The organism is Actinopolyspora biskrensis (genome assembly GCF_013408175.1).
Classification (GTDB): Bacteria; Actinomycetota; Actinomycetes; order Mycobacteriales; family Pseudonocardiaceae; genus Actinopolyspora; species Actinopolyspora biskrensis.
This window is the reverse complement of the sequence record NZ_JACBYW010000009.1, coordinates 133,390-149,425: the sequence shown is the minus strand read 5'-3', so window position 1 is coordinate 149,425 and position 16,036 is coordinate 133,390. Positions and strand designations below refer to the sequence as shown.

The 16,036-nt window shown below is 69.2% G+C and carries 11 protein-coding genes; 6 read left to right on the top strand and 5 right to left on the bottom strand.

All coding sequences use genetic code 11. The features are described from left to right. Positions 1–155: 155 nt before the first annotated feature. The 3 genes from purS to purL are packed head-to-tail and all read left to right on the top strand — an operon-like array spanning position 156 to position 3,399. Positions 156–395, top strand: coding sequence for a phosphoribosylformylglycinamidine synthase subunit PurS (gene purS, locus FHR84_RS20420; RefSeq protein ID WP_179537151.1), 240 nt, complete (start codon positions 156–158; stop codon positions 393–395). Further along, positions 392–1,078, top strand: coding sequence for a phosphoribosylformylglycinamidine synthase subunit PurQ (purQ, locus tag FHR84_RS20415; protein WP_179537150.1), 687 nt, complete (start codon positions 392–394; stop codon positions 1,076–1,078). Before purS ends, purQ begins: the two co-directional genes overlap by 4 nt. Beyond that, entirely contained in the window at positions 1,075–3,399 is a 2,325-nt protein-coding gene (purL, locus tag FHR84_RS20410; protein WP_179537149.1) for a phosphoribosylformylglycinamidine synthase subunit PurL, read from the top strand. Before purQ ends, purL begins: the two co-directional genes overlap by 4 nt. 315 nt (positions 3,400–3,714) lie before the next feature. On the opposite strand, the gene FHR84_RS20405 is transcribed toward purL, so the two are convergent. Beyond that, positions 3,715–4,536, bottom strand: coding sequence for a lysozyme (locus FHR84_RS20405; RefSeq protein WP_179537148.1), 822 nt, complete (start codon positions 4,534–4,536; stop codon positions 3,715–3,717). Between the two features lie 394 nt (positions 4,537–4,930). Between FHR84_RS20405 and FHR84_RS20400 the strand changes: the two genes are divergently transcribed. Then, the gene (locus tag FHR84_RS20400; protein ID WP_179537147.1) at positions 4,931–7,120 is read left to right on the top strand and encodes an EAL domain-containing protein; all 2,190 of its coding nucleotides are present in this window, start codon (positions 4,931–4,933) and stop codon (positions 7,118–7,120) included. A gap of 211 nt (positions 7,121–7,331) precedes the next feature. On the opposite strand, the gene FHR84_RS20395 is transcribed toward FHR84_RS20400, so the two are convergent. Beyond that, complete coding sequence (locus tag FHR84_RS20395) at positions 7,332–8,183, bottom strand: GGDEF domain-containing protein (RefSeq protein ID WP_246300849.1); 852 nt, start codon at positions 8,181–8,183, stop codon at positions 7,332–7,334. 370 nt (positions 8,184–8,553) lie between these two features. On the opposite strand from FHR84_RS20395, the gene FHR84_RS20390 reads away from it, so the two are divergent. After that, positions 8,554–9,810 (top strand): glycosyltransferase 87 family protein, encoded by a 1,257-nt coding sequence (locus tag FHR84_RS20390; RefSeq protein ID WP_343075358.1) that lies wholly within the window; start codon positions 8,554–8,556, stop codon positions 9,808–9,810. A gap of 311 nt (positions 9,811–10,121) precedes the next feature. On the opposite strand, the gene FHR84_RS20385 is transcribed toward FHR84_RS20390, so the two are convergent. Together FHR84_RS20385 and FHR84_RS20380 are read right to left on the bottom strand one after the other, a co-directional pair. Further along, a complete protein-coding gene (locus FHR84_RS20385) occupies positions 10,122–11,654 on the bottom strand; it encodes a hypothetical protein (RefSeq protein WP_179537145.1) in 1,533 nt (510 codons plus the stop codon). 227 nt (positions 11,655–11,881) lie between these two features. Continuing rightward, complete coding sequence (locus FHR84_RS20380; RefSeq protein WP_179537144.1) at positions 11,882–12,940, bottom strand: hypothetical protein; 1,059 nt, start codon at positions 12,938–12,940, stop codon at positions 11,882–11,884. Between the two features lie 421 nt (positions 12,941–13,361). Between FHR84_RS20380 and FHR84_RS20375 the strand changes: the two genes are divergently transcribed. Beyond that, positions 13,362–14,543, top strand: a complete 1,182-nt coding sequence (locus FHR84_RS20375; RefSeq protein WP_179537143.1) for an AI-2E family transporter — start codon at positions 13,362–13,364, stop codon at positions 14,541–14,543. 121 nt (positions 14,544–14,664) lie between these two features. Here FHR84_RS20375 and FHR84_RS20370 read toward each other — a convergent pair whose 3' ends face one another. Next, the gene (locus FHR84_RS20370; protein WP_179537142.1) at positions 14,665–15,861 is read right to left on the bottom strand and encodes a diguanylate cyclase; all 1,197 of its coding nucleotides are present in this window, start codon (positions 15,859–15,861) and stop codon (positions 14,665–14,667) included. Positions 15,862–16,036: the final 175 nt, after the last annotated feature.

The window sequence follows — 16,036 nt, the reverse complement described above, 5'->3', positions numbered from 1 at the left end:
CCCCGTGATCGGGTGACTCCGGACGTGACCCACACCCCATAGTCTCCCCGGCCACTCGGAGGGAACTCGCAGCTCAGTTACGCTTTACCCGTAACGCCGACCATCCGTCGCCGTACCGCGGGGGCGGATCCGCACAAGTTCCGGGAGCGACGCCCGTGGCCCGAGTCGTTGTCGACGTCATGCCGAAGCAGGAGATCCTCGACCCGCAGGGTCAGGCGGTGGCCAACGCGCTGCCCCGCCAGGGTTTCGAAGGCATTTCGCAAGTTCGCCAGGGAAAGCGGTTCGAGCTGGAGGTCGCCGACGACGTCGACGACGAGACGCTCGCCAAGATCGCCGAGAGTTTCCTCGCCAACCCCGTGATCGAGGACTGGGCCGTGCGCCGGGTGGAATCATGAGCGCGGCGGGGGCCAGGATAGGAGTGATCACCTTCCCCGGCTCGCTGGACGACGGGGACGCCCGTCGCGCGGTGCGCCGGTCCGGGGCCTCCGACGTGTCGCTGTGGCACGCCGATGCCGATCTGCGGGGTGTGGACGCCGTGATCGTCCCCGGCGGGTTCAGCTACGGGGACTACCTGCGCTGCGGGGCCATCGCCAAGTTCGCACCGGTCATGACCGAGGTCGTGCGCGCGGCCGAGCGGGGGATGCCGGTGCTCGGGGTGTGCAACGGCTTCCAGGTGCTCTGCGAGGCCGGACTGCTCCCCGGGGTGCTGACCCGCAACGAGGGGTTGCACTACGTCTGCCGGGACCAGTGGCTGCGTGCGGAGAACACCACGAGCACCTGGACCACCCGCTACGAGCCCGGCGCCGATCTGCTGATCCCCGTCAAGCACGGTGAGGGCTGCTACGTCGCCGACGAGTCCACACTCGACGAGATCGAGGGCGAGGGTCGGGTGCTTTTCCGCTACGTGGACGGAAACCCGAACGGCTCGCGGCGCGACATCGCGGGGATCACCGACGCGCGGGGCAGGGTCGCGGGGCTGATGCCCCACCCCGAGCACGCGATCGACCCGCTCACCGGGCCCACCGACGACGGCCTCGGCATGTTCCTGTCCGCTCTCGACACCCTGGTGCCAGCATGACCGAAACCCCCCACGAATCCGCCGCACGAGCCGACGGCGGCTCCGAGCGCGTGGACAGCACCGAGCACGCGGCGCGGACCCCGGAGGCCGCGCAGCCCTACCGCGAGCTCGGGCTGGCCGACGACGAGTACGAGCGCATCCGCGGGATACTCGGACGCCGCCCCACCGAGGCCGAACTCGCGATGTACTCGGTCATGTGGAGCGAGCACTGCTCCTACAAGTCCTCCAAGGTTCACCTGAAGTACTTCGGCGAGGCCACCACCGAGCAGATGCGGTCCAAGATGATCGCGGGCATCGGGGAGAACGCCGGGGTCGTCGATGTCGGTGACGGCTGGGCGGTCACCTTCAAGGTGGAAAGCCACAACCATCCCTCCTACGTCGAGCCGCACCAGGGCGCGGCGACCGGTGTCGGCGGCATCGTCCGCGACATCATGGCGATGGGGGCGCGCCCGGTGGCGGTGGCCGATCCGTTGCGCTTCGGCCCGGCCGAGGCAACCGACACCGCGCGGGTGCTTCCCGGGGTGGTCGAGGGCATCGGTGGCTACGGCAACTGCCTGGGTCTGCCCAACATCGGCGGTGAGGTCGTCTTCGACGAGTCCTACGCGAGCAATCCGCTGGTCAACGCCATGTGCGTCGGGGTGCTCAAGTCGGACGAGGTGCAGCTGGCCCACGCCAGCGGCACGGGCAACAAGGTGATCCTGTTCGGCGCGCGCACCGGTTTGGACGGTATCGGCGGGGTCTCCGTGCTCGCTTCGGAGACCTTCAGCGGGGACGAGACCGGCAGCGGGCGCAAGAAGCTGCCCAGCGTGCAGGTGGGCGACCCGTTCACCGAGAAGGTGCTCATCGAGTGCTGCCTGGAGCTGTACCGCTCCGGTCTCGTGGTCGGTGTGCAGGACCTCGGAGGCGCCGGGCTCTCCTGCGCCACTTCCGAGCTCGCCTCGGCAGGCGACGGCGGCATGTGGATCGACCTGGACGAGGTGCCGCTGCGCGCGGAGGGGATGAATCCGGCGGAGATCCTCTCCAGCGAGTCGCAGGAGCGGATGTGCGCGATCGTGCGCCCGACCGACGTGGAAGGCTTCATGGAGGTCTGCCGCAAGTGGGACGTGACCGCGACCGTCATCGGTGAGGTGACCGACGGGGAGAACCTGCGGATCGACTGGCGGGGGGAGCGCGTCGTCGACGTCCCGCCCCGGACGGTGGCCGACGAGGGGCCCGTCTACGAGCGCCCGCTCCAGCGTCCTGCCGAGCAGGACCTGATCACCGCCGACAACCCGGACACGCTCGCCCGGCCCTCCACCGCGGAGGAGCTGCGCGAGACGCTGCTGCGCATGGCGGCCTCCCCCAACCTGTGCTCCCGCGACTGGGTGACCAGCCAGTACGACCACTACGTTCGCGGCAACACCGTGCTGGCGCAGCCCTCGGACGGCGGGGTGCTGCGGATCGACGAGGAGAGCGGACGCGGCATCGCCGTGGCGACCGACTGCAACGCCCGCTACACCAGGCTCGACCCCTACGGGGGAGCCCAGCTCGCGCTGGCCGAGGCCTACCGCAACGTCGCGGTGACCGGTTCGAAGCCGGTCGCGGTCACGAACTGCCTCAACTTCGGTTCGGCCGAGGACCCCGCGGTGATGTGGCAGTTCCAGCAGGCGGTCCGGGGACTGGCCGACGCCTCGGCCGAGCTGGGCATTCCGGTGACCGGCGGCAACGTGAGCTTCTACAACCAGACGGGCAGCAGCCCGATCCTGCCGACCCCCGTGGTCGGAGTGCTCGGGGTGATCGACGACGTCACCCGCCGGATTCCCACTGGGATCGGTGCGGCCCCCGGCGAGTCGCTGCTGCTGCTCGGCGACACCCGCGAGGAGTTCGGGGGCTCCGAGTGGGCCGGTGTGACCCACGGTCACCTCGGTGGGACGCCGCCCGCCGTGGACCTGGCGCGGGAGAAGCTGCTCGGCGACATCCTGGCTGTCGGTTCGCGGGACGGCCTGGTCTCGGCCGCGCACGACCTGTCCGAGGGCGGATTGGCCCAGGCGCTGGTGGAGATGTCCCTGATCGGCGAGACCGGGGCGCGGATCGTCCTTCCCGAGGAGGCCGATCCCTTCGTGTGGCTGTTCTCCGAATCGGCCGGGCGGGCCGTGGTCTCGGTCCCGCGCGGTGAGGAGCTGCGGTTCACCGAGCTCTGCTCCGCCAGGGGCCTGCCGTGCGCGAAGATCGGAGTCGTCGACACCGAGTCCCAGTCGCTGGAGATACAGGGAGTGGGGGACATCCCGCTGTCCGAACTGCGCAGCACCTGGGAGGGAACCCTGCCCGCCCTGTTCGGCTGACGCCCCGCGACGGAGCTCCGCGTGGGCGGGGCCGCTCGGCCGTCACGTGGGCCGGTGTCTCGGGGGCGTCGGAGGGCACCTCGAGTAGCTGGCCGCACCACGTGCCCTGCCGCCTCGCAACGCATCCGGGTCACGCGCCGGGATCCACGCGCTGCTCGGGCTGAAGCGCCCGCGCCGAACGAAGCCTCCTGTCCGAGGTTCCGAGTCGAGGGGCATACCGACCGTGCGTCCCCTTCGGAGACGCACGGTCGGTCCGGCCGAATCGGAACGTCGCCACGCAGCTCGCCGGATGATCACACGTCTCCCATCCGTCGATCAGTTGTCGCGCGCCAGCTTCCTCAGCTGTTCGTAGGTGCCGTTGAACAGGTTCTGGTCCAGCGGCGAGGACGTGTACTGCCAGAACGTGTGGAACCCCCAGCCGTGGGGCAGTTCCCCGATGGAGTCGTTGTACCGCGCGATCCACAGCGGGTTCGTCGAACCGAATTTGCCGTCGACGCACTCGTTCCACCAGCGAGTGCTCGTGTAGATGGTGGGGTACCTGCCGGTGAGCTCCCGGTAGGTGTCGCTGAAGTCGCGAATCCAGGCGGTCATCTGACCCCGGTTCTTCCCGTAGCAGGTGGGGCCGTACGGGTTGTACTCGATGTCCAGCGCCCCGGGCAGCGTTTTGCCGTCGGCGGACCATCCCCCGCCGTTGCGGACGAAGTGTCGCGCCTGAACCGCTCCGCTGGAGCGGTCGGGCAGGGCGAAGTGATAAGCGCCCCTGATCATGCCCACCCGGTACGAACCGTCGTACTGGTGGTTGAAGTCCGGGCTGGTGTAGCCGGTTCCCTCGGTCGCCTTCACGTAGGCGAAGCGCATTCCCTCTCCCCACCAGTACCGCCAGTCGACCTTGTTCTGGTGACCGCTGACGTCCATGCCGCGCACGGACGGGTTGTTCAGCAGGTTCGGCCCCTTTCGGGGGACCGTCTCCTCGTGCTTCCGGATCTGTGAACCCATCGAGTGATCGCCGACTTGGCGCCCCGCGGACGAGGACCCCGCGGCGTGCGCGGAGGCGCTCAGCAGCAGAACCGCGCTGAAGATCGCTGATAATCCGTAGGTCAACGCGCCGGCGCGCCCGGATCTGACTGAACGGTGCATGCGCTTCCCCTTAGAACTTACAACAAAACCTTGCGTCGATGGTCGGGTTCCGGCCTGTGCCGGTGCTCTGCTGCATCCGCGGTCCTGCGGTGGCTGCCGTTTGTCGGGTGTCGGTTGCGCGGCGAACGAAGCGAGCGTTTCACCGCCTCCACCAGGTATCGTGTTACCGTTTGACCACAACGAGGCAAAACGGACAACGCTCAATCGGCAAAATTCGACCTGTTCGGGTGACATGAACGTCGGTTTCGATCTTGGTCCGCATCTCCTGCCGACCCGTCGGGGATAGCTACCCTGGACGACAGCAGGTTCCGCGTTCGACCGACGGGTGGCATCGGCCGTATGCTCCCCGAGTACCTTGCGCGGGCGACTACGACGAGCGGAGGGCGCCGCAGGCATGACCGGCTGGACAGCGCCTGTATCGAGCGCTCAGGACGTGACGGATGTGGACGGAGGACGCAGGCGGGACTTCGCCGCGGCCTGGACCCAAGCTCTGGTGGGGACCAGCTACGTCCCGATGACCGGAGCCGAGGTGGAGGAACAGCTGGAGGGCTACACCGCCCGGCTGGCCGATGCGTTGCTCGGCCGACCACAGAACACCGAAGGCGCTCGCGAAGTGGGCTCCGACCTCGTGTCGGCACACTTCACCGGGGCGGAATCACTGGCGAGGACGGTGGAGTGCGTCGGGGAGCGGATGCTTCCGCTGTTCGGCCTCACCGAGACCCCCGAACTACGTTCCCGTGTCTCCGCCGTGCAGGCGGCGATAAGCGCGGGCTTCATGCAGGCCGCGCGGAAGCGCACCCTGGACGAGCAGGAGGCGATCCGCCAGGCGGTCCTGGACGCCCGCGATTCGGTCGAGCAGGCCCTGCGGACCAGCGAGGCCAGGTTCAGGGCCATCTTCTCCGAAGCCGCCATCGGCATCGGCGTGGCCGACACCGAAGGACGGATCCTGGAGGCCAACGCCTCGCTGCGCCGCATCCTCGGACGCACCTCCGAGGAGATGAACGGCCTGATGGTCCACGACCTCATGGAACCGGAGGACAGCGACTCCATCTGGCGGACCCACGAGGAGCTCATCCGCGGTGAGCGGGAGCAGTACCGGGTGGAGAAGCAGTTCAGCCGCCCCGACGGGAGCAAGTCCTGGACGGAGCTGATCGTGTCCCTGGTGCGCGGCGAGGACGGCCTGCCGCTGTACCAGGTGGCCATGATGGAGGACGTCACCGACCGCAAGAGGCTGCAGGACAGACTGCGGCACCAGGCGCTGCACGACCCGCTCACCGGGCTGCCGAACCGCGCGCTGTTCCTCGAACGCATCACCGAGGCGCTGCGCGAGGACCCGGACCCGGACGAGGCACCCAGGCGCGTGGCGCTGTGCTACCTGGACCTGGACGGCTTCAAGGTCATCAACGACAGTCTCGGCCATCACGTCGGCGACGACCTGCTGGTCACGGTCGCGCAACGGCTGGCGGCGACCGTGAACGGCGCGGACAGGATGGTCGCGCGCATGGGCGGGGACGAGTTCGTGATCCTCATAGAGGGTTCCCAGGGCACCCAGCAGGCCATCGACGTGGCCGACCGGGTCCTCGAAACCCTGAGTCCCACCATACGGGTGGGCAACCAGGAGCTGTCCGTGTCGGCGAGCATCGGCATCCTGGAACGCCCCGTGACGGGGCAGACGGCTTCCGAACTGATGCGCGACGCCGACGTCACGCTCTACTGGGCCAAGGCCGAGGGCAAGAACCAGTGGGCACTGTTCGACACCGAACGCAACGCCAGCGAGGTCGCCCAGTTCAGACTGTCGGCCACCATGCCGGCGGCCCTGGAGCGCAACGAGTTCTACGTCGAGTACCAGCCCCTGGTCGGTCTCGGGCAGTACCGGGTGTCGGGGGTGGAGGCACTGGTGCGGTGGTGGCATCCCGAGCTCGGCAGACTGGGGCCCGACCGGTTCATCGGACTCGCCGAGGAGACCGGGATGATCGTCCCGCTCGGCCGCTGGGTGCTGCGCGAGGCGTGCAGGCAGGCCAAGGCGTGGCAGGACGAGTTCGGGCGCGACGCCCCGTTCATGAGCGTCAACCTGGCCGTCCGGCAGTCCCGGGACCCCAACATCGTCTCCGACGTGGCCGGGATCCTCGAGGAGACCGGGCTGGACCCGGCCATGCTTCAGCTCGAGCTGACGGAAAGCGCGATCATGAGCACCGCGGACGAACCGCTCGAGAAGCTGCGCGCCCTCGCGCGCATGGGGGTCCGCATCGCGATAGACGACTTCGGCACCGGCTACTCCAACCTAGCTTACCTCAAGCACCTTCCGGTCCACGAACTAAAGATCGCCGGATCCTTCATGGAGGGCCTCGCCGACGGCGGGAACATCGACCCGGTGGACTCCAGGATCGTCGGCACACTGGTGGACCTCTCGCACACCCTGGGGCTGACGGTCACCGCGGAAGGGGTGGAGACCCGGGCTCAGGCTGAGCGCATGAGCGAGATCGGCTGTGAGACAGGTCAGGGCTGGTTCTTCGCCAAACCCGACGCGCCGGGCACGATCCGGGGGCTGCTGGCTTCACCGGAGGAAAACGCCCGGTGGCTGTAATCGGGGACGCGAGCCCCGCTTCTCCGGTCCGGGACGGGACGCGGGTCGGTGCGCTCGGGATGGAGTCCCCGGGGGCACCGTGGCTTCCGGGCGGCCGCGCCGCCCGGCAACGATTCCTGCGCGGTGCCGAGAGCGACACCCGGATCGGATCGCACGGTGCCTGCCCGTGGACAACACCCGAGCGCTGGAATCCGTTCGCCGGAACACGAGCTCAGTTCTCCAACTGCTGCTCGGCGCGACTGATCACCGAGTGAACCGAGGCGTTACCGTCACTGGTTACCCAGGAGACCCGAACGCTCGGTCTGATCTGCTTGTTCTCCAACCGCATCGGCCGGACCACGGCACCGCGGGCCCGCTCGGCGATCTCGGCGCCCGTCCCGCTGGGATGTTCCACCACCAGGGCGAATTCGTCGCCCCCGTAGCGGGCGACGGTGTGCTCGTCGCTGAGGCTCTGCCGCAGCCGCCCCGCCAGCACGGTCAACAACTCGTCGCCCTGGGCGAAGCCGTGCTCCACGTTGAACTGTTCGAGCCTGCGGACGTCGGCCAGCACCAACGTCGCCAGTGTCCCGCGAGAACGCGCCCTGGCCAGTGCCTGGTCCAACCGGTCGAGCAGCAGTACACGACCGGGAAGACCGGTCAGCGGATCCACCATCCCCCGCGAGTGCGAGACGTCGGTGTCCACCGGTTGCAGGAACATCAGCACGCGTTGCTGCGAGTGCATCCGGACGGGCTGGTAATCCATCCAGACGTGCCCGCTCGGCGCGCCGTGTTCGGTAACGACCACCGGAGTGGACATGCGAGTGCCGGTACGCAGCACCTGGCTGGTCAGATCCGACCAGTCCGGCAGGTGCGCGCCCGTGCTGTCCCGCATGGCCCAACCATCGGGACGTGACCCGGTGAGCAGCTCGGTGCGGTCTAGCCGCAACAGGTCCGCGGCGGCGTCATTGGTGGCCAGCACCTGACCCCGCTCGTCGGTGAGCATGAATCCGGCGGTCAGTCCCATGATGAGTTCATCCCACACTCCGGTGAGCTGGGATGCGCTAGTGGCATAGACAACACTCATTCGGAGCTACCCTCCCCACCAGATGGAGCAGTGAATTTGAGCCTCCCCTTGTGACGGGGCCAAATTCAAGAGTCCGACTACCACACGTCATGGTGTTTTTTCGTTGTGCTACTCACATAGCGTCAACACACAGGCGGAAAAAGCACTCCGAATGATCGATTTTCATCCACAGGACAACGGTTCCACAACAAGTGCGTGAACACGGTGGGGAGCCCCCGTCCGGGAGCTGACCTCCTAATCTGGTGTCGTTTTCCGAGCAGTCGACACACGAGTGGAACCGACGGGCGGTGGAAGAGTGCGGCCTACCGAGCCTCCCTCTAACAGGGGACCCCTTGCGAGACTGATCCACGAGCACCGCAGGATCATTCCGGTGATCGTCCTGTGCGAGTTCTTCGCCTTGGTCATGGTCTCGGCGATCAACCCGCACGGACACATAGACGGTGAGGTCTACCAGCTCGGGGCACGGGCCTGGCTCAACGGGATGCCCGTCTACCAGGACCTTCCCCCCACGGAGTCGGGCCTGAACCTGCCTTTCATCTACCCGCCGTTCGCCGCGATCGTGTTCACCCCGCTGGCGCTGGTGTCCAAGACGAAGGCCGTCGCCGCGATCATGCTCGTCAGTCACCTCGCGCTGTTGAGCACGCTCTACGTGGTGCTGCGGGCGGCGCCGTTCAGCGCACGCCGCCGCGAACGGACCATACTGCTGACCGCGGCGGTGCTGCCGCTGGCCACGATCATCGAGCCCGTCCGCGAAACGCTGACCTACGCGCAGATCAACCTGGTGCTGATGGCGCTGGTCGCCGTCGACTCGCTGTGGCGCATCGACGGGCAGCGCAAACTGCCCTACCCGCGCGGCCTGCTGATCGGAATCGCCGCGGGCCTCAAACTGACCCCCGCGGTCTTTCTGCTGCTGCCGCTGCTGCGCCGTGACGTCCGCACGATCGTCACCGCGTTGGTGAGCCTGCTCGGCACGGTCGCGCTGGGGTTCCTGCTCGCCTTCGACGACGCGCGCAGGTTCTGGCTCCACGAGGTCTTCAGCAGCAGTGACGTTTCCTTCGGCCCCCAGTTCGAGGGCGACGCGTCCATCTACGCGGGCAACGTCTCGCTGCGCTCCCTGCTGGCCAAGCTCGCCGTCCCCGAACCGTGGCAGTCCGGCGGGCTGGCCGTGCTGATCCTGCTCGCCGCCGCGTTGACCGTTTTCGGGATGCTGTCCGCGCTGTCCCCCCGGGTGGGCAAGCGCGACCTCCCCACGGCGCTCGTCCTCAACGCCGTGTTCGGCCTGCTGGTCTCGCCGATCTCGTGGTCGCACCACTGGGTCTGGATCGTTCCGGGGCTGGTGCTGCTGTTCGGCAACGGCTACGCGCGGCGGGACTGGCCGCTGCTGATCGCAACGGCGCTGGCCACGGAGCTCTACATGATCGGGCCGCACTGGTCGGTCCCGCAGGGCGAGGGCAAGGAGCTCACCTGGAACTTCTTCGAGCACCTGATCGGAAACTCCTACGTCTACCTCGGACTCGCCTTCCTCCTGTACCACGCTTGGCGCGGTTTCGCGGACCGGAAGTCCGGCAGGGTCTCGGACATCCCCCCACTGGATTCCGCCGACCCCGCGAGCGCCCGGAACTCGTAGCGAAGTCCCGCCCGAGCGGGGCACTCGGAGCTCCGGCGCGGCAGCGCCGGAGCTCCACCCGGCCCACGCGGTGGGAACGTTTCGCGCGAAACGTACCGAAGTTCCCAGGGCCCCTTCGAGCGACGAAACCGCTCGTAGCCGCCCTGGCAGTCGGCACCGCCACGGGACCGCCCGAGCGGACCGAGCAGAACCATTGAAAAGGGGCCGGGGAGCTCGTGGCTTCCCGGCCCCTGTTCCCCCGCGGCGAGCGGCAACCGACAATCGCCGAAACGGTCACCGCCGCGCGGGGCGGACACGTACATCCGGTGTGGTCAGGCCCGGCTGTACGCGCCCCGCGGCATCGCCGCGGTGTCCGGCGCGCCGAACCTCGGCGTGCCGTTGGCGTCGAGCGCGGGAAGCGGCATGGTCATGCCCTCGGCGGCTTGGAAGCTCAGCGCTTTCCCCAGCACGGGAAGTGCCATGCCCCCGTCCTCCTTCCGTTCCGCGTCCCTGTCCGCGTTCCGCGTGGTCGTCGTCTCCCGGAACGGGTTGGAGGCCACCTGTTTGCGTTCCGGCATGGCCGCGGCCAACTCGTCGACCGCCCGCACCGTCGCCGGGGAGAGCTCGGGGAAGGCGGAGAACCGGATCTCCTCCTCCGGAGCGCTCCCGCGCAGCGCGTCGGGACCGTCGACGTTCAGGGCCCGGGCGACCCTGGAGAACTCGCCCGCCTCGGAGTTTCCTCCCAGCGTGTTGAGCTCGCCGAATCCGGGCAAGGTGGTCCCGGCATCCGGACCCCGGGTGGGCTCGGCCGCGGCTTCCCCGGGGAACTCGGAGAACAGCAGGGCCGGATCGACGTCCGCCGGGATCTCTTCCACCCGCTGGTGCACCTCACCGGGCAGTTCGAGCGGTGCGGAGTCCTCCGCCGCGCGGACTCGGTTCGCGGTCCGGGTCGACAGCGCCGAGCGGAACACCTCGTCCGGAACGGTTCGCAGATCCGGACCGGTTTCGAAGCCCACGCTCGTCAGGTCGACCGCGCTGGTGGCCAGCATCCCGTCCGGGTTGGCCTGCCGCCACATCGAGAGGAGCCCTCCCGAGCGTTCCGAGAGCCCGGGGGACTCCGCGGGATCACTGCTCGGAACCACCAGGGCGGAACGTCGCGGTTCTGCGCGGTCGACGTCCTCCGCCTCACCGGAGGGGCCGGTCTCGGAGACGCTTCCTATGGGACCCGACCAGCTCAGCGACCGGTGGAACCCCTCGGCCGGTTTCGGATCTCCCGAGTCGGCCGCGTGCCTGCCGCGTGACCGCTCCCTGGGCTGCTTGCCCGTGGACACGTGCCCGCGGGTGAGGTGGGCCGACGGCGCGGCGGCTCCGGCGGGGGAGTCCGTTCCGGCGGAGGCCGGTCCCGAGGTGGGCGCCTCGCGGGAGCGGTGCCTCTCCGGGAGCTCCTGAGGCGGGATCCACTGCCGCTCGGTGTCGGCCGCGGGGTCGGGGGCCCGCTCCTCCGTGATGCGCGGGATCCGCAGGGTCCGCTCGTTCTCGGCTTCGACGGGTTCGTCGGTGATCGGGGCGATCGTGCCGACCAGGGTCTCCGCCTCGGCCAGCCTGGCGTCGAGTTCCCGCTCACCGCCCAGGGCCGGTAGGATCCGCGTTTCTTCCTGGTCGGGGAACAGTTCCCCCGCGAAGCACAGCCCGCTTCGGCTGGGGGTGCCGTCCCCCGCGGCCTCGGCCGGGGTCCGCGGTTCGTCGAGCGGGGAGGTCGGGCGCTCGGGGCAGTCCCCCGAGGCCGACGCGACACCGGTACCGGCCGCGAGCATTCCGCCGGTGACCAGTGCTGCCTGCACGCCTCGCCTGGCCCAAGTCTGCATGAAACTCTCCTTCGGACTTTTCTCCCGCGTCAGGAATGAGTCCTGCACGCAAGCCTGTTGCTGAATCGCTTGAAGAGGTGGGGGAGCACTTTCGGTGCTCGATCCGCTGTCGAACTTTTCCGGGCGTCGATCGATGCCGCGGGCGTACGCGTGCGTCGGCCCGGGGCTCGGGGGTCCTGCGCGGACACGAGCCGTGTGGGGACGCGTCGCCTCGGCGGCCGGAAGATTCAGTCGGGGGTGGTTCCCGGCTGGGGGCCGTCGGATTCCACGGGAGCTTTGACGCCCGAGATCCTCGGCGAGTCGAATTCCTGGGTGTCGGTCGGCAGAGCCGGTGTCCACCCGGTCAGTCCGAATCCGGGGGAGCCACCGCCGCCCGGGGTGCTCGCGTCGGTACCGCAGCCACAGCCGCCGGACGGGAACGGGGGCAGGTCACCGGGGCGGTGGGCGTTCCGGTGCTGTCCGCCGCGCTTGCCGGCGTCGTCGGTTGTGCGGTCCTGCACCGTCGTCCTGGCGGTGAACGAACGTTTCGTGAGGTTCGGTTCCCGCTCGGAGAGCTCGGCGCCGTCGGGACGGGGGCCCGCCGCGGTGTTCTCGGCCGGACTCGGAGTCCGGCCGAGACCGTCGGCCGGGGGGTGTTCGGTGTGCTGCTCGGCATCGGGCGGAACGTTCTCCGCCGCGCCCGTTCCCAGCGAGTCGCTCACCCGACCGAGGCCCGATTCCACGACTCCGGTTACCGACTCCTCTCCGGTGGCACCGGAGAGCACCGTGCCGGTGACGTGACCGACGGGCCGGAGCACGGGCTCGGCTCCGCGCCGCACCGTCTCCACTCCTTCGGAAACGGGGTCGAGCACCGGTTCCAGTGAAAGTTCTCGTTCCGAGTCACGGTCGTGCCGATCCTCCCCGCGGGGTTCGCGAGCGGAGTCCGCGGTGGCTTCGGAACGGGGTCGCCTGCTGTCCGGGGCGGAGGGTTCCTTCGGGGCGGAACGTCCTTCCGCACCGTCCTGTCCGGTCAGGGTGCGCGACAGGTTCCGCAGCGGCCCGTCGGCACGGTCGAGCCGTCGCTCACCGCTGTCGGGGTGCTCGTCGTTCTCCGGAGCGGAGGAGCGGTCGAGCCGAATGAGGGCTCCGCGGTCCTCCACGGAGTCGGTTCCGGAAGCGGCGGCCTGGGCGGATCCGAACAGACAGGCGGCCGATATGCCGGCCACCGTGCCGCCGACCACGATCAGCGCACGGCACAGCCACCGCCGTTGGCGGTCACCTGCCGAAGTCTGATCGTCAACGGACATCGGACTCCGCGGCCTCCTTCGGAGAGCGTTCCCGCCGGAACACCGCCGAGTACGTCCGGACGCTGCCGTCCGGCCACCCGGGCTCCGTGATCGTGCTCCGCACGGCCGTTCTCCGGACCGTGGGAACCTCACGGAAGCGAGGCGCTCCAAGCGGATTACCGAGGATCACTCTTCCAAAACGACTCCGGGAAACGCATCCGCTCCGCGCCGAGTTACTCACATCGTGTGAGTGGTCCAGTACTCCGCGCATCCACTTCGGAGTTTCCCGCCCGGCCGCTCCCGACTCGCCGCCGATCCGGCCCGCGGCACCGGCTCCGCACGTCCGAGCTGCGCCGAGGGGAGGCGACTCCGGGCGTGGCCGACCGCGTCCGAAATCGACTGGTCGTACCAACCGCCCCTCCAACGCAGATACGGTTACGGTGTGAGCGCCATCAAGGTCACGAATTCCGACGAGGCCGCCAGGGTCCCCCCCGCCATCCGCCTGACCGCCGCCATCGGTTGGCGCATGCTGATCATTTTCGGGATGCTGTACGCCCTCGGGTGGATCGTGGGCAAGCTTTCCGTCGTGGTGATCCCCGTCGCGATCGCACTCCTGCTGTCCGCCCTGCTCGCTCCGGCCGTCTCGATGCTCACCAGACTGCGCGTGCCCAGAGGGGTGGCCACGGCGGTGGTGCTCGTCGGGGGGCTGGCCGCCGTCGGCGGCATTCTGAGCTTCGTCATCAACGCCTTCATCCTCGGCCTGCCGGACCTGCAGCGGCAGCTGACCGCGAGCTTGAACACCATCCGGGAGTGGCTGGCCAGCGGCCCGCTGCACCTGGGGCAGGAACAGATCAACGACTACATCGGCCAGGTCGGCACCTGGTTGGAGGACAACCAGCAGCAGCTGACCAGCGGGGCGCTGGCCACGGCGACCACGGTCGGCAACTTCCTGACCGGGATGCTGCTGATGATGTTCACGCTGATCTTCTTCCTGCACGACGGGCGGAGGATCTGGCTCTTCCTGATCGGCCCGCTTCCGGAGTCGGTGCGTCCCCGGATCGATCTGGCAGGCTCGCGCGGCTTCGAGTCCCTGGTCGGTTACATCCGCGCGACCGGCCTGGTCGCGATCGGGGACGCGCTCGGCATCGGGCTCGGACTCGCGATCATCGGGGTGCCGCTGGTCGTGCCGCTGGCGGCGCTGGTCTTCCTGGCCGCGTTCATCCCGATCGTCGGCGCGGTGGCCTCCGGCGCGGTCGCCATTCTCGTCGCACTGGTGGCCAACGGGCCGATCGCGGCGCTGCTGGTGCTGGCCGTGGTGCTCGGTGTGCAGCAGTTGGAGGGCAACGTGCTCCAGCCGCTGCTGATCGGCCGCGCGGTGCGGCTGCACCCCCTCGCGGTGGTGCTGGCGATCAGTGTCGGTGTCATAGCGGCGGGCATCATCGGGGCGCTGCTGGCCGTTCCGGTGATGGCGATGCTCAACTCCGCGGTGCGTTCCCTGGCCGGTTCTTCCGAGGAGGGGGACTCATCGGGAGAAGGCGACGAGGACGATGGAACCGAATCGGGGGCGGACGACGAACGGACGCCGGATCCCTCCGATGAGGACCAAACCGAGCGGCACCCCTGACCGAGGTCCGACGGCTCGGTTTGCTTGGGCGGTCACTCGGCCTGGCAGGCCCGGTCGTCTCGGCGCGGGCGGTGCGGGGCGCCGAGAAGTCCCACCCCGGCGCCCCGCACCACGGAAACTCTCAAGCCAGGGTGACCGCGTTCCTGCCCGCGGCTTTGGCCTCCAGCAGCGCCGCGTCGGCGGCCACGAGCAGGTCGCCGAGTTCGTACCCGAGGCGCGCGGTTCCGGCCACTCCGATGCTGATGGTCAGGTCGTCGAGTTGGTGCTGCACGCCTGCCGTGTCCCTGACCGGCACGGACAGCGACGCGGTGGCTCTCCTGATCCGGTGGGCGACTTCGCCCGCGGCTTCGATGCCGGCCTCGGGCAGCAGCACCACGAATTCCTCGCCGCCGAACCTGCCCACCAGGTCCCCCTTGCGCACACTGCCGCGCAGCATCAGCGCCACCGAGGCCAGCGCCGCGTCCCCGGCGAGGTGCCCGAGTTCGTCGTTGACGCGTTTGAAGTGGTCCAGGTCCAGCAGCAGAACGGTGGCTTCCTGACCTCGGGAGCCGACTTTGGCCAGTTCGGTGCGCGCGAGCTTGTCCCAGTGCATCGCGTTCACGAGGCCGGTCTTTCCGTCGCGCTGCGCCGAACGCCGCCACTGCGGGAGCTGCCCGGCGAGGTCGAGCAGCGCCATCGGCGGGGCCGCGAGCAGCGCGCTGGCCGGGTGGAACTCGACCGCGACGGCGATCAGCACTCCGAGGCTGATCGCCACGATGCCCAGCAGCACGTCTATGGGGTCACCGAGCACATCGGACTTGGGGGCCTGCGGGCTGCGTAGCCGTAAGCCGGTCGCGACGAGCGCGGCACGCGTCAGCAGCAGGGTGGCGCACGCCGCCAACAGCGCCCAGAAGGACCAGTGCGGATTTTCCCAGCCCAGCACGGCGCGTGCGGTGAACGTGGCCAGCACGGTCGCCGCGTTGATGAACATCCAGCGGTGCGGCGCGTCCCGCACGTCGAGCACTCCGTGCAGCGCCGGTCCGAGCAGCAGCAGCACGAGCAGGTTCGGGGGCAGGCTCAGCAGCCCGGCGACGAGGTAGCAGACGTGGATGGTCCACGGGTTGCGCCTGATCCCGTCCCGCAGGTGGATCGACAGCGAGGTCCCCACGATCACCGCGCCTCCGGTAACGGCGAGCGCGCCGAATTCGTGCAGCTCCTCCGCGGTGGGGCGCTCGGTCACCACGACCACGGCGGAGATCGACGCGACCGCCGTGAGCTGCACGACGAGCACGTACCACAGGGCCGCGGGCCGCAGTCTCCACAGTGGCCATTCCCCCACGGTTTCCTCCCCTTGCTCCTCTGCGGGAACCCTCGTACGAGCACCGGCCGGGAACGCGGTCCGAGTTCCCCGCACCGCCCGGAAGGACAGTGTGCACAATCACCCCAACCCTGCCAGGCCCTCTCGGGGAGCGGGCCCCGTACCGAGCGCCGCTCCCGTCCGCACCATCCCGCTC